At 71.9% G+C, this 13,465-nt stretch carries 13 protein-coding genes and 2 pseudogenes; 9 read left to right on the top strand and 6 right to left on the bottom strand.

Annotation, left to right across the window (positions count from 1 at the left end; translation table 11 throughout):
• Positions 1-43: 43 nt before the first annotated feature.
• A complete protein-coding gene (locus tag AB0G47_RS33210; protein ID WP_360777559.1) occupies positions 44-712 on the top strand; it encodes a hypothetical protein in 669 nt (222 codons plus the stop codon).
• On the opposite strand, the gene AB0G47_RS33205 is transcribed toward AB0G47_RS33210, so the two are convergent.
• Together AB0G47_RS33205 and AB0G47_RS33200 are read right to left on the bottom strand one after the other, a co-directional pair.
• Entirely contained in the window at positions 709-1,884 is a 1,176-nt protein-coding gene (locus AB0G47_RS33205; RefSeq protein ID WP_360777558.1) for a lactonase family protein, read from the bottom strand. The genes AB0G47_RS33210 and AB0G47_RS33205 overlap by 4 nt on opposite strands.
• Before the next feature lie 124 nt (positions 1,885-2,008).
• Positions 2,009-3,632: pseudogene (locus AB0G47_RS33200) on the bottom strand (amidohydrolase).
• Positions 3,633-3,641: 9 nt separating this feature from the next.
• On the opposite strand from AB0G47_RS33200, the gene AB0G47_RS33195 reads away from it, so the two are divergent.
• Both AB0G47_RS33195 and AB0G47_RS33190 read left to right on the top strand, forming a co-directional pair.
• Entirely contained in the window at positions 3,642-4,073 is a 432-nt protein-coding gene (locus AB0G47_RS33195) for a hypothetical protein (protein WP_360777556.1), read from the top strand.
• A gap of 245 nt (positions 4,074-4,318) precedes the next feature.
• Positions 4,319-4,693, top strand: coding sequence for an STAS domain-containing protein (locus tag AB0G47_RS33190; protein ID WP_360777554.1), 375 nt, complete (start codon positions 4,319-4,321; stop codon positions 4,691-4,693).
• A gap of 83 nt (positions 4,694-4,776) precedes the next feature.
• Here AB0G47_RS33190 and AB0G47_RS33185 read toward each other — a convergent pair.
• Positions 4,777-4,959: pseudogene (locus AB0G47_RS33185) on the bottom strand (hypothetical protein); the annotation flags it as partial.
• Between the two features lie 237 nt (positions 4,960-5,196).
• On the opposite strand from AB0G47_RS33185, the gene AB0G47_RS33180 reads away from it, so the two are divergent.
• Positions 5,197-5,868 carry a TNT domain-containing protein gene (locus AB0G47_RS33180; protein WP_360777780.1) on the top strand — a complete coding sequence of 224 codons (672 nt, stop codon included), beginning with the start codon at positions 5,197-5,199 and terminating at the stop codon, positions 5,866-5,868.
• A gap of 7 nt (positions 5,869-5,875) precedes the next feature.
• A complete protein-coding gene (locus AB0G47_RS33175) occupies positions 5,876-6,112 on the top strand; it encodes a hypothetical protein (protein ID WP_360777552.1) in 237 nt (78 codons plus the stop codon).
• On the opposite strand, the gene AB0G47_RS33170 is transcribed toward AB0G47_RS33175, so the two are convergent.
• The 3 genes from AB0G47_RS33170 to AB0G47_RS33160 form a co-directional block, all read right to left on the bottom strand.
• Entirely contained in the window at positions 6,101-7,273 is a 1,173-nt protein-coding gene (locus AB0G47_RS33170) for a GTP-binding protein (protein WP_360777550.1), read from the bottom strand. The two genes, AB0G47_RS33175 and AB0G47_RS33170, sit on opposite strands and share 12 nt — an antisense overlap.
• Before the next feature lie 4 nt (positions 7,274-7,277).
• Positions 7,278-7,448: a 50S ribosomal protein L32 gene (gene rpmF / locus AB0G47_RS33165; protein WP_360777548.1), complete on the bottom strand. Its 171-nt coding sequence runs from the start codon at positions 7,446-7,448 to the stop codon at positions 7,278-7,280.
• A gap of 80 nt (positions 7,449-7,528) precedes the next feature.
• On the bottom strand, positions 7,529-8,092 hold the full coding sequence (locus AB0G47_RS33160) for a GNAT family N-acetyltransferase (protein ID WP_360777546.1): 564 nt from the start codon (positions 8,090-8,092) through the stop codon (positions 7,529-7,531).
• Between the two features lie 415 nt (positions 8,093-8,507).
• On the opposite strand from AB0G47_RS33160, the gene AB0G47_RS33155 reads away from it, so the two are divergent.
• From AB0G47_RS33155 to AB0G47_RS33140, 4 genes are read left to right on the top strand one after another with little or no spacing between them, the layout of a single operon-like run.
• Entirely contained in the window at positions 8,508-10,103 is a 1,596-nt protein-coding gene (locus AB0G47_RS33155; protein ID WP_360777778.1) for an ABC transporter substrate-binding protein, read from the top strand.
• Entirely contained in the window at positions 10,100-11,053 is a 954-nt protein-coding gene (locus AB0G47_RS33150; RefSeq protein WP_360777544.1) for an ABC transporter permease, read from the top strand. Before AB0G47_RS33155 ends, AB0G47_RS33150 begins: the two co-directional genes overlap by 4 nt.
• Positions 11,050-11,856: an ABC transporter permease subunit gene (locus AB0G47_RS33145; RefSeq protein WP_360777542.1), complete on the top strand. Its 807-nt coding sequence runs from the start codon at positions 11,050-11,052 to the stop codon at positions 11,854-11,856. The genes AB0G47_RS33150 and AB0G47_RS33145 overlap by 4 nt, the downstream gene beginning before the upstream one ends.
• The gene (locus AB0G47_RS33140; protein ID WP_360777540.1) at positions 11,853-13,415 is read left to right on the top strand and encodes an ATP-binding cassette domain-containing protein; all 1,563 of its coding nucleotides are present in this window, start codon (positions 11,853-11,855) and stop codon (positions 13,413-13,415) included. Before AB0G47_RS33145 ends, AB0G47_RS33140 begins: the two co-directional genes overlap by 4 nt.
• The last annotated feature ends 50 nt before the right edge of the window (positions 13,416-13,465 follow it).

Genomic DNA, 13,465 nt, shown 5'->3' with positions numbered 1-13,465 from the left:
CGCGGTGCGATTGTCTTGCTCAGGGCCAGGGTAGGTCCGCACGGTGCTGTCCTTACCCGAGTACACCCCGCCGCTGAGCGACCGCTTCGCCGTCGACGGCTATCTGCGACTGCCCTCGCTCGTCCCGCCCCGTCTTCTGGAGGATCTGACACGCGAGGTGCAGCGGCTCGAAAAGCTCGCCGTGCGCAGGGACTTCACCATGGCGTCGATGGACGATTCGCCCCGCCACATGACCACCCTCGGCGGTCACGCCATCGACGAGGAATCCACCCTGATCCCGGGCCTGTACCGCGACCAGGAGCTCCTGACCTGGCTCGGCCGGGTCGCCGCCCTGCCCGCGGTCGAGGTCGCCGACCCCCTTGAGCGGCACGTCCTGAACATCCTGCACCGGCCCGGCGACACCCATGGCGCCCACACCGACGACTACCCCCTGGCTCTCGTGCTGTTCATCGAGGCCCCTGCCGACCCGGCCGACGGCGGCCTCCTGCACTACACCGCGCGCACCAGCGCCCTCGACGCCCTGCGCGCCACCGCCGCCCACGCCCACCACCGGCGCGGCGACGGCTACCTCCTGCGGGCCGACACCACCGCCCACCGCGTCACCGCACTGAGCAGGCCCGGCGTCCGCCGTACCGTGCTGAACTTCGCCTACACCACGCCCGACCGGCAGCGGGCGCGCACACCCTCCGCCTCCCAGCTGTACGCGCCCTAGAGCGGCAGCGCGCACACGGCCATGGGGACCGCGAACGGCTCGCCTGCCAGGCGCAGTTGACCCTTCGCGCCGACATGGAAGACGCTCACCGCACCCGACTTCTGGTTCGCCGCGAACAGCAGTCGCTGCGACGGCGAGAAGGCGATGTGCCGGGGGAAGTCGCCGCCGACGGGCACCGTGTCGAGCAGCCGCAGCCGGGCGCCGCCCGCCTCGATCGCGTACCGGGTCAGGCTGTTGTGCCCGCGGTTGGCGAGGAAGGCGAAGGCGCCGTCGCGGGTGACGAGCAACTGCGCCGGATAGCTGGTGCCTTCGCCCGTGCCCGTGGACTGCGGCTCACCCGGAGTCAGCCGCCCACTGGTGGGGTCGTACGCGCAGACGGCCACGGTGTTGTCCACCTCGTTGGCGACGTAGGCGAACTGCCCCGAGGGGTGGAAGGTGAGGTGCCGCGGCCCCGCGCCGGGACGGAGCGCGGCGTACGAGACCTGCGTCAGCTGGCCCGCCTTCGTGTCGAGGCGGTAGCTGTACACGGCGTCGGTGCCGAGATCGACGGCGAGCACATGCCCGCCGTCCGGGCTCGTCACGATCTGATGGGCGTGCGGCCCCTCCTGCCCCGGACCCGGCGGGGGACTGGAGTGCGTGACGACATCGGTCAACTCGCCAAGGGCGCCCGAGGGTTGGACGGGATGGACGGCAACGCTCCCGGAGAGGTAGTTGGCGCTGAGCAGCCAGCGGCCGCCCGGATGCACGGACAGATGGCAGGGCCCGGCGCCACCGGTGCCGCGCGAGCCCAGGACTTCGGGGCCCGCGGGCGAGAGCGCGACCGCGGTCACGCCGCCCTGCTCCTGCTCGTTGACGGCGTACAGGGTGCTGCCCGACGGGTGCAGGCAGAGGTAGGAGGGATCCGGTACGCCGGTCAGTGTCCCGGTGGCGGTGATACGTCCCGTGGCGTCGTCGTACGTCGCGAGACCGAGGCCCGTGCCGCCGCCGGGCTTGGTGGTGTACGTACCGAGAAAGAGCGGCCGCGTCCGGCGCTGCGGACGTCGGGGCGGCAGGGCGGCGGCGGTCTGCGACGAGGAGAGGGCGGTGGCCGCGGCCGTGGCGGCGACGGCTCCGATGAACCCGCGCCGGCCCCAGCCGTGCGCCTCGGACCGCCCGTCGGACCCACTGCTCATGCCTGCCTCCATGCCCGCTCCTCATGTGACGGTGGTGACGCGTGTGACAGACACAGTGCTGCCCGGAGGGTCCATGGACAAGAGGTGCAACTTGAGTTGCGTTCTGCGCAACGGGCGGGGCGGCTCAGAGGCTCGCGTCGCGGTGCGTGGCGCGGCCGTCGAGCACCGTGAGCAGGACCGGCAGATCCGGCAGATGGGTGGCGTCGGTGGTGAGCGGGTTGTCGGCGAGGACGGTCAGGTCGGCGCGGTGGCCCACCGCGAGCTGCCCGGCCTCGTGCTCATCGCCCGCCGTGTGAGCGGCGTTCACCGTCATGGCCTCCAGTGACTCCAGCGCCGACAGGGCCTGCTCGGGGCCGTGCGGCGGCCGGCCGAGGTCACGGCTCGGGCGGCGGTGGCGGGCGCCCGCCATGACACCCAGCGGCGGGGAGGGGGGCGATGGGCCAGTCGGAGCCGAGGACGACCGTGGCGCCGGAGTCCCACAGATCGCGGCAGCGCCAGGCGCGCGACGCCCGCTCCTCGCCGAGACGGCGCGACCAGTTGTCGGTGTGGTCGGCCCGGGTGAAGTCGCAGCAGTGCGTGGGCTGCATGGACGCGATGACGCCGAGTTCGACGAACCGGGCCAGGGCGTCGTCGGGCACCGTCTCGATGTGCTCGATCCGGTGCCGCACCGCACGCTCCCCGGCGGCCCGCGCCTTCTCCACGGCGTCGAGGGCATGCCGCACGGCCGCGTCACCGATGGCGTGCGTGGCGGTGGGCACCCCCGCCCGGTGGAGTTCGCCGATGACGTGGGTGTAGGCGGCGGGATCGGGCCAGAAGGCGTGGGTGGACTCGCCGTGGCAGTCGGGGCGTTCGAGCCAGGCGGTGCCGTTGTCGATGGTGCCGTCCATGAAGAGCTTGACGCCCTCGGTCCGCCACAGCGCGCCGCCTGCGCCCTGCTGCGCGATGAGCGCGCGCAGCGCACCGGCGTCGGCGCCCGGCCGGCACCAGGGCGCGACACGCAGCCGCAGCGGCAGCTCTCCGGCCGCGTCCGACTCGGCGTACAGCGCGAGGCTTTCGCCGTTGGCGTCCATGGCGTGGCCGCCGGTGAGACCCGCCGCGGCCATGCCGCGCAGGGCGGTGGCGAGCCGGGCGCGCCGCTCGGCGTGCGTGGGCCGCGGGGCGGCGCGCTCGACCAGTTCGCAGGCGGCGTCCTCAAGGAGCAGCCCGGTGGGCCGGCCCGTGTCGTCGCAGACGACCTCGGCGGCTTGCGCGAAGGTGCGCGGTCCGTCGACACCGGCGAGTTCGAGCGCGCGCGGTCTTGCCAGCATCGAGTGGGCGTCGAACATCTGGAGCAGCGCCGGTACGCCGTCGAGCACAGGGGAGAGGGCGGCGGTCTCGACGGGCCGGTCCCCGAAGGCGTTCGGGTCAAGACCCCAGCCGTGCAGCCACGCGCCGGGCGCCAGCGAACGGACCTCGCCGGCGAGCGCCGCGCGCACCTCGTCCAGGTCCGTGCAGGCCGACAGGTCGAGACCATGGGTCAGCTCCGCTCCCGAGACGGGGTGCAGGTGGCCGTCGACCAGGCCGGGGGTCACCACGGCGCCCTTGAGGTCGATCACCTCCGTCGACGCGTCCGCGAGCGCGCGGATCCGACGGTCGTCGCCCAGCGCCGTGATCCGCCCTCCGGACACGGCCATGGCGGTGTCCGGCAGGAACCGGCCCGTGACCGGGTCGAGCAGCCGGGCGGAGAGCAGGACGAGACGGGTGCGCACAGACGCTCCTTGAAGTACGGGTGGGGAAGGCGGGGCAGCATCGTCTCGCTCACCCTGTACGGACTGCTCGCCTCCAGCTTCCTCGACACCGTCAGCAACGTCCTCCAGCTGACCGTCGTCCTGCTCGGCCCGAGCATGGCCGTCTACGCCACGGACATCGTGCTGCGCCGCAACCGCTACGACGGCATCGCGCTCACCGACGAGACTCCCGGCAGCCCTTTCTGGTTCACCGCGGGCGTCAACCGGGCGGGTGCGGCGGCGCTCGCCGCCGGTGTCACCGCGGCCGCCCTGTGTGTGGACACCGCGTACACCGGCCCGGTCGCCGATGCTCTGGGAGGCGTCGATCTCGCCCTGCCCGCAGGCATGTTGGTGGCATCCGCGGTCTACGTCCTCATGGCGCGCCGCACCCGCGACGGGCTCGGAAAGATGCCGCGGGCATGAGCCCTCGCCTCCACATCCGGAGCGGAAACTACGGAGAGTAACTGACGTGGAATTGCCGCCAAGTTGCCCCGAGTTGCGACCGGTGGCGCTATCGCGAGGCATGAAAGGCATCTGAACGGGCAAGATGTAGATGCCATACTCGGCGCCGCCCCGGACCCCGGCGGCGCCCGGTGCCGTCGGGCAGGCCGTACCACGTACGAGTTCGTCACTCTTCGTATGCGGGGAAGGGAATTTGGGGGTAGCCCATGGGCATATCCGACCCGAGTTTTGGGCTGCGTCACCATGTGGTGGAGGGTCTGACCGTGCTGACACTCCACGGCGAGCTGGACGCCTGGGCGGAACAGGAACTGGAGCCGTGCTTAAGGGAGTTCCTCGACCGAGCGGACTCCGATGTGGTGGTGGACCTGCGCCAGGTCACCTTTCTGGACGCCGGGGGCCTGCGGCTCCTCGTGCGCATCAGAAACCGAACCGCCGCCACGGGTCGCGCCCTGAGGCTCGTCCGCTGCCCACCACGCGTCTGGCGGGTCATGGGCATCACCCGCCTCGACCGCAGCTTCACCGTCCTGGACGCCCTGCCCGCCGAACTGGAGGTTCCCGACGGCGATGACGTCCCGGCGTGAGGCGCGGGTCGGGGCGGCGGGGTTCATTCAAGGCCGGTGATCTGCGTCCGCGAGGTGAGCCCCAGCTTCGTCAGGATGGGGAGCGCGGCGCGGGCGGCCCGCAGCGCGAGCCGGGTCTTGCCGACGCCACCGGGTCCGGTGAGCGTCACGAGGCGGTCCTTGCCCAGCAGTGCGCCGACCTCCCGCAGTTCACGCTCACGCCCGATGAATCCGGTGACCTCGAGCGGCAATTCGCCGGCAGGCTCCCGGACATGTCCAAGCCGCATCCCGTGCTGGCCCCTCCGCCGCCACCTGCCCCCGAACGGGGCCCCTCAAGGCTACGCGGGAAGGCCACACCACGATGCGGATGGCTGGTTTCGGCTCGCCACCATGGAAGGCGGCCACTGAGAGCCACTGCTCGGATACGGTGTGCGAGTTGTTGTCGTTTCTCGTCCCGTACCTGTTCCCGATCTGTTCCCGTTTCCCGTGGACACGCGAGGAGTTGCCGAGTGGACCGCAGTTCTGTGATCCGGATCCGTACCGTTCTTGCCGCGTTGGGTGTCGCGACTGCCATGGCGGCGGCGCCCGCCGCGACGGCGGTCGCGGAGCCGAAGGCCGTGGCGGCGTCGAAGCCGCACGAGCCCTGCACCGGAGAGTTCCAGAAGGACGCGCGGCTCGGCCCGAAGTGGCTGCCCAAGAAGTGGCAGAAGCCGGTCGGCCCGCTGCTCAAGGGCTGGAAGCGGACGGGTGACCTGACTCCGTCGTCGTTCCTCAAGAAGTACTGGGAAGGACCCGCGGACTCCGGCAGCTGGAAGTACCCGCCGAACGACGGCTTCGAGACGGTCAACGGCCAGGTCGACAAGCACCCCGAGGAGCTGGAGGAGGGCGAGCTGCTCGACCGGTTCGGCTCGGAGTACGGCTCGTTCCTGGCCCCGGCGGGCGACCCGTACGCCAAGCGCGCGCTGCCCCCGCAGAACCTCAACACCCGTGACGCCGCGGTCGCCTGCGACTACCGCGTCTACGAGGTGAGCAAGCCGTTCTACGTCTGGCAGGGCAGCATCGCCCCCTGGTTCGAGCAGCCCGGCCACGGCCAGCAGATCAAGCTCGACGCGGTGTTCCTCGACCCGGGCGAGGGTCAGCGCCTGAACGTGAAGTGGCTCCTCGAGCACGGTTACCTCGAGCCCGCGAACAGCTAGCACGCCGATGGACATCCGTGGACTGCCCGCCGCCCTGCGCGAGGCCGGTGTCGCCGACGGCTACTACTGGATCGAGGGCGTCCACGAACCGGCCCCCACGCCCCCCGACTTCGTCTACCTGCGGCGGACCGAGGACGGCGGGGCGTGGGAGACCGGGACGTACGAACGCGGCACGCACCACCCGCTCGCCCGGCACGCGGACGAGGCGGAGGCCTGCGCGCAGCTGCTCCGGCTACTGGTGTGAGCCGGCGAGCGCCTCGTGCTCGCAGGCGTCGTCGATGCCGTACGTGTCCCAGGCGGGGAAGGGGTCGAGGTCGAGCGGCGAGAGGCTCTCGCCCTCGGCCATGAGACAGCCGGCCAGCGCCGCACGCAGCGCATCGGGCCGCAACCCGGTCCCGATGAACACCAGTTCCTGCCCCTGGAAGTCCTCCGCGTCGCGCGCGGCGGACGGCTCGAAGCGGGCGACGGACCCGGCCTGTGACCACAATCCGGTCACGTTCGGACGGCTGGCGAGCCAGAAGAAGCCCTTGGAACGCAGCACGTCCCCGAAGCTGCCGCTGTCCAGGCCCTGCGTGACGAAGTTCCACAACCGCACGGGGTGGAAGGGGAGTTCGGCACGGAAGACGGTGCTGGAAATGCCGTACTCCTCGGTCTCCGGCACATGGTCCCCGTTCAGCTCCCGCACCCACCCCGGAGCCTGCTGGGCCCGCTCCAGGTCGAACAGGCCGGTGCCGAGGACCTGTTGGAGATCCACCCGGCCCTGGGTCGCGGGCACGAGGCGGGCGAGCGGATTGAGGCGCGCGAGGGTGGCGGTGAGCCGCTCGGCGTCCCGCTCGTCGACCAGGTCGAGCTTGTTGAGGACGATGACGTCCGCGAACTCGATCTGGTCCATGAGGAGATCACTGACCGTGCGCTCGTCCGCCTCGTACTGATCAAGACCTCGCTCGGCCAGGCCGTCGCCGCCCGTCAGCTCCGGCAGGAAGTTGGCGGCGTCGACGACCGTCACCATCGTGTCGAGCCGCGCGAGATCGCCGAGGGTGGCGCCGTCGTCGCGCGGGAACTCGAAGGTCGCGGCCACCGGCATCGGTTCGGAGATGCCGCTGGACTCGATGAGGAGATAGTCGAACCGCCCGGCCCTCGCAAGACGGTCGACCTCCTCCAGGAGGTCGTCGCGCAGGGTGCAGCAGATGCACCCGTTGGTCATCTCCACCAGGCGTTCCTCGGTGCGCGAGAGAGCGGCCTCGCCGCCCCGCACGAGGGCGGCGTCGATGTTGATCTCGCTCATGTCATTGACGATCACCGCGACGCGCAGGCCTTCGCGGTTGCCGAGGACATGGTTGAGCAGGGTCGTCTTGCCCGCGCCGAGGAAGCCGGACAGGACGGTGACCGGCAGTCGCTCGGCCATCCCGTCAGCCCTCGGGGCGCAGCAGGCCGCGCTCGTAGGCCTTGGCGAGGCGCTGGGGGACGAGGTAGGCGGAGCCCTCGACGGTGACCGGCACGAGCTGCGGGGTGCTGGCCTTCCACTGGGCGCGACGGTGGCGGGTGTTGCTGCGGGACATCTTGCGCTTGGGTACGGCCATGGGTTCTCGGGTTCCTTTCTCGGTGGTGCGGGGTCGAGGCTATATGAAAATGGATCCCATTACGAATTAGGGTTCGGGCCTCAGTGGGGCATCGGGATCTCGAAGTGCACCGTGCCGACGCCGGGGCCGTGCTCGCCGGTCGTCCGGGCGTCGAAGACCTCCTTGGCGATGCTGCGCCAGAACGCTTCGGCGCCCTCCACGTGGACGTTCGTGTGGAGGTAGATGCTGTCGTAGCCGGGCGTCGCGGCGGCGAAGTCGCATGCCGTGCGCACCAGGGTTCGCGCCAGGCCGTGGCGCCGGTGCTCGGTCCTGACGTAGACACGGACGATCTGTGCGGTCGTGCCCGACGGGTAGCGCTCGGTGAGCCAGCGGGGGTGCGGGGGATGGGCCGGGCCCACTGAGCGCACGCCGGTCGTGGCCACCACCTCGTCGCCGTGCAGCGCCACCAGGAGGAGGTGCCGCGGGTTGTGGAGATAGGTGTCCGCGAGGTCGATGACGTCCCGGTGCCATGCGGGTGTGTAGCCGTATCCGAAGTCCCGGTAGAAGGTGTCCAGCATCAGGCGGCGTGCGCCCTCCAGGTCGGCTGCCGTGGCGGGGCGCACGGTGTACGGGGGGTGTGAAGTGTCCTCGGGGGTGGTGGTCATCGGTGCTTCCTCCGGGGTGGGTGCGGGGGTGGGGATGGGCCGTCAGGTGACAATGAAAACGATTGTCGATAACGTATCGCCGCGTCAAGGCGGGCAGGCCCGAGGCAGTGCGCGGCAGCGAACTGGCGGGATCCGGCCCGGTCTTGGCGTGCCTCGGCGCGTGGCCTGAGGGCGGCGGCCGAGGCACGGTCGTGCAGCAGCCAGCAGCCAGCAGCCAGCAGCCAGCAGTCAGCAGCCAGCAGTCAGCAGTCAGCAGCCAGCAGTCAGCAGCCAGTAGCCAGTAGCCAGCAGCCAGCGCGCAGCCCTGCTGCTCCCTGAGCCCCGCAGTCCCGCACTTCCCCCGTCCCGCCGCGTTCCGCAGTCCCGCATGACGGGTCCCCGCCTGCGCAACCGCTCGTACACCAAGGACAGCCGCATGAACGACGTCCCCGTCAACGACCCCCGACCGACCGGCCTGCGCCGCAGAGGGCTGCTCGCCGCCGGTGGGGCCGCCGGCCTCGGAGCGCTCGCCCTCACCGGGTGCGCCGGGTCGGCCACCCCCGCCGCCGGTGCGGACGCCGGGGGCGAAGGCAAGCCCCGGCGCGGCGGACGGCTGCGCGCCGCGTTCGCCGGCGGCGGCGCAAGCGAGACCCTCGACCCGCACCGGGCCAATCTCTTCGCCGACGCCGCACGCGCCAAGGCCCTCTTCGACAAGCTGGCCGACTACGGCGCCGACCTCTCCGCCCGGCCCCGGCTCGCCTCGGCCTGGCGGCCGAACAAGGGCCTCGACCGCTGGAGGGTGACCCTGCGCAAGGCCGCCTTCCACGACGGCAGTCCCGTGACCGCCGACGACGTCCTCTACAGCTACCGGCGCATCGCCGACCCCGCCGAGGAGTTCCGGGCCAAGGCGTCCCTGGAGCCCATCGACCTCAAGGCCAGCCGAGCCCTGGACGAGCGGACCGTCGAGTTCGTCCTCAAGCGCCCGACCGCCGAATTCCCCAACGTCCTGGCCGCGTTCGGCGCGTACATCGTGCCCAAGGGCGCCGACGACTTCGACAAGAAGCCGGTCGGCAGCGGTCCGTTCCGCTTCGTGTCCTTCGCGCCGGGCAAGTCCGCCGTCGTCAAGCGCAACGACGCCTACTGGGACGGCGCCCCCTACCTGGACGAGCTGGAGTTCGTCGTCGCCAACGAGGAATCGGCGCGTGTCAACGCCCTCCTCGGCGGCCAGATCGAGTACGCCCACGAGCTCAACCCCGCCACCGCGCGGGCCCACGAGAAGAAGGGGCAGATCGAGATAGTCCGGCTGCGCAACAGCGCCATGCAGGGCTTCGTGATGAAGACCGACCGGCCGCCGTTCGACGACCGGCGGGTCCGCGAGGCGTTCTTCCTCATCGCCGACCGCAAGGAACTGGTCGACGGTGCCCTGTCCGGCGCGGGCGAGATCGGCAACGACCTGTTCGGCAAGGGTTACGAGTACTACGCGGGCGATCTCCCGCAGCGCGAACAGGACCTGGGCCGCGCGCGCAAGCTCCTCAAGGAGGCCGGGGCCCAGAAGCTCGAAGTCACCCTCGACACCTCACCGGTCGCCGCCGGATTCACCGAGGCCGCGGCGATCTTCCGGGACCAGGCAGCCCGGGCCGGAGTGACCGTCAAGATCAAGACCGGGAGCAAGGACAGCTACTGGAGCGACATCCTCGACTCCGGGACCTTCGCCTCCTACCGCTCCGGTGCCATGCCCATCGAGTCCCACATCTCGCAGCGCCTGCTCATCGACTCGACCACCAACGCCACCCACTGGAAGCACAGGGACTTCGACGCGCTGTACCAGCAGGCGCAGTCCACCAAGGACAAGAAGGACCGCGCCGCCGTCTACGCGCGCATGCAGCGCCGGCTGCACGCCGAGGGCGGCTTCCTGATCTGGGGCTTCGCCGACTGGATCCTCGGCACCGCACGCACCGTGCGGGGCGTCGAGGAGAAGGCGCCCGCCAACTCCCTGGACTGGGCGCGCTTCGACAAGGTCTGGCTGGCGTGAGCGGACTGCGCACCTGGGTCGCCCGGCGGCTGATGCTCGGGCTCGCGCAGACGGCGGCCGTCGTGCTGCTCGTCTTCGCGCTCACCGAGGCGCTGCCGGGCGATGCCGCCGTGGCGCTCGCGGGCGATCAGCCCGACCCGGAGCGGATCGCGGCGATCCGCGAATCGCTGCAGCTCGACCGTCCCGCGTACGAACGCCTCGCGGACTGGGTGGCGGGCCTGCTGCGGGGCGACTTCGGCACCTCGCTGGCCTCGGGGCGGCCCGTCAGCACGTACATCTCGGACGGTCTCGAACCGACCCTGCTGCTCGCCGCGGTGACCGTGGTGCTCCTGGTGCCGCTGGGCGTCGGGCTCGGTGTGCTGTGTGCGCGGCACGAGGGGCGGTTCGTGGACCGGATCGTCAGCTCGGTGACGCTCGGGGTGTACGCGGTACCGGAATTCGCCTTCGGCGTACTGCTTGTCACCGTGTTCGCGCTGCGCCTTGGCTGGCTGCCGCCGACCGCCGTCGGTTACGGCACGGATCTGCTCGCCCACCCCGCGGCGCTCGTGCTCCCCGTCCTCGTCCTGCTGTCGCGACCGGTGTGCTCCCTGACCCGCCTGGTGCGGGCCGGCATGATCGACGCGCTGGCCTCGCCGTACGTCGCCCAGGCCCGCCGCTGCCGGATTCCCGGCGCCCGCATCCGGTACGCGCACGCGCTGCCCAACGCCGTCGCGCCGGCCGCGCAGCAACTGGCCCGCACCATCGACTGGTTGCTGTGCGGGGTGATCGTCGTCGAGGCGCTGTACGTCATCCCCGGCCTTGGCACGGTCCTGATGAATGCCGTCGCCGAACGGGACGTCCCCGTGGTGCAGGGTCTCGCGGTGCTCTTCGGGCTCACCGCGGTCGTCCTCAACCTCGGTGCCGACCTGGTCACGCACCGGTTCGCGCCCCGGACGGGGGTCGCGGCATGACGGTCTTCGCACGGGGCGGGGCGGGGCGTCTCCTGCTCGGCCTGGTGATCCTGGGCATACCGCTCACGCTCGCGCTGCTCGGCCCGCTCTTCGTCGGCGCGCCCGGCCCGAGGGCGGCCTCCTTCACGTCCGGCGACGGGCACTGGCTCGGCACCGACTTCGTCGGCCGGGACGTGTGGGCCCAAGTGCTGCTCGGCGGGCGGTCCGTGGTCCTTGTCGCGCTGGCCGCGACAGTGCTGGCCTACCTGGTGGCGCTGCCCCTCGGTCTCATCAGCGCGCTCACCCACCGGACCTGGCTCGAAGAGCTGCTGATGCGGCCCCTGGACGTGCTCCTGGCCGTGCCGTCGCTGCTGCTGATCCTGCTGGTCGCCGCCGTTCTCTCGCCGGGGACGGTGGGGCTCGCCCTCCTGGTGGCCCTCGTCAACATCCCCGACGCGGCGCGGATCGTGCGCGCCGCCGCGGCGGAGGCGGCCGCCCGCCCCGCCGTCGAGGCGCTGCGCATGCAGGGCGAGACATGGTGGCGCATGGCCGTCGGCTATGTCGGCAGGTCGATGACGCGCACCCTCGCCGCCGACGCGGGCATCCGGTTCACCGGCGTGCTCTATCTCGTGGCCACCGCCGCGTTCCTCGGCGTCGGGGTCGAACCGGACGCCTCCGACTGGGCGGTGATGGTGGACCGCAACCGCACGGGCCTGTTCCTCCAGCCCTGGGCCGTGGTCGTCCCCGCGCTGCTGATCGTCGCCCTGACCATGGGCGGCAACCTGCTGTTCGACGCCGTACTGGAGAAGAGGAAGCACGCGTGACCGCCGTCGCGGAGATCAAGGACCTGCGGGTCGAGGTGGACGGGGGCCGGGCGATCGTCGACGGGGTGAGCCTGTGTGTGCTGCCCGGAAGAGTCACCGCGCTGGTCGGTGCGTCCGGGAGCGGCAAGTCGACCACCGGCCTGGCGCTCCTCGGGGAGTACCCGCAGGGCGCGCGGGTGACCGGTGAGGTGCGCGCCCCCGGCGGCCTCGTCGGCTACGTCCCCCAGCACCCCGGCGCCGCACTCAACCCCGCACGCCGCGTCGGTGCCCTGCTGCGGGACATCGCCCGCGGCCGGGTGCGGAGCCTGCCCAGGCCCGAACGCAGGGCAGCCGCCCGGGAGTTGACCATCCGGGCGCTCGCCGACGCGCAGCTTCCGGAGGGCGAGGCCCTGCTGCGACGCCACCCGCACCAGCTCTCCGGCGGGCAGCAGCAACGGGTCGTCCTGGCCCAGGCGTTGCTCCTCGGAGCACGGGTCGTCGTCGCGGACGAGCCGACCACCGGGCAGGACGCACTGACCAAGCGGCGCATCGTCGACCAGCTGGCGGCGATCGCCCGACAAGGCATCGGTGTCGTCCTGCTGAGCCACGATCTGGACGTGGTGCGGGCCCTCGCCGACGACGTGCTCGTCCTGCACGGCGGCCGCGTGGTGGAATCCGGCCCGGCTCAGGAGCTGTGGCGCGCACCCCGGCATCCGTGGACCGTCGAACTCCTGGCGGCGGACGGTGTGGTGGCGGACGGCACGGTGGCGGCCGCGGCACCCGCTGCGAGCAGCGGTGCACAGGAGGTGCTTCGCGTACGTGACCTCACCGCCCGGCACCGCGGCAGCGGACGCAAGGCAGTGCATGTCCCCGAACTCGCCCTGCACGCCGGTGAGATGCTGGCCCTCGTCGGCCGATCCGGCAGCGGCAAGACGACCCTGGCCCGCTGCCTGGCGGGACTCCACCGGGACCACCATGGCGAGATCCACCTCGACGGGACTCCGCTGCCCCGCAGCCTGCGTGACCGCGACCGCGGGCAACTGGCCGCGGTGCAGTACGTCTTCCAGGACGCGCGGGCCGCGTTCGACGAACACCGCCCGGTGCGCGACCAGGTGGCACGCACGGCCGTACGGCTGCGCGGCGCGGACCGGGAGCAGGCCCGGGCCGAAGCGCTGAGCACGCTCACGTCCCTGGGGCTCGGCGACGACCTCGTACGGCGCTGCCCCGACCGGCTGTCGGGCGGTGAGCTCCAGCGCGCCGCTCTCGCCCGGGCGCTGCTCGCCCGCCCCAAGGTGCTGATCTGCGACGAGATCACCTCCGGGCTCGACGCCGTCACGCGGCGCGGCATCCTCGACACGCTCACCGGGCTCCTGAACGACCGAGACGACCTGGCGCTCGTCCTGATCACCCACGACCTGGCCACCGCAGCGACGGCGGCGCGGATCGCCGTGCTCGACGCCGGTGAACTCGTCGAACAGGGGCCGGCGGACCGGGTGCTGGCCTCGCCGCGCCATCCGTTCACCGCCTCGCTGGTGGAGGCGACGGGAGGCCTGGCCGCCGGGCCGGCTCGGCTGCCCTGACCTCCGGTGGGCCGAAGAAGGGACTGATCCCAGTCCGCAGTTGACAGCCC

Source organism: Streptomyces sp. NPDC021622, assembly GCF_040640795.1.
Classification (GTDB): Bacteria; Actinomycetota; Actinomycetes; order Streptomycetales; family Streptomycetaceae; genus Streptomyces.
The sequence above is the reverse complement of the archived record's forward strand: the minus strand, read 5'-3'. Positions and strand labels throughout refer to the sequence as shown.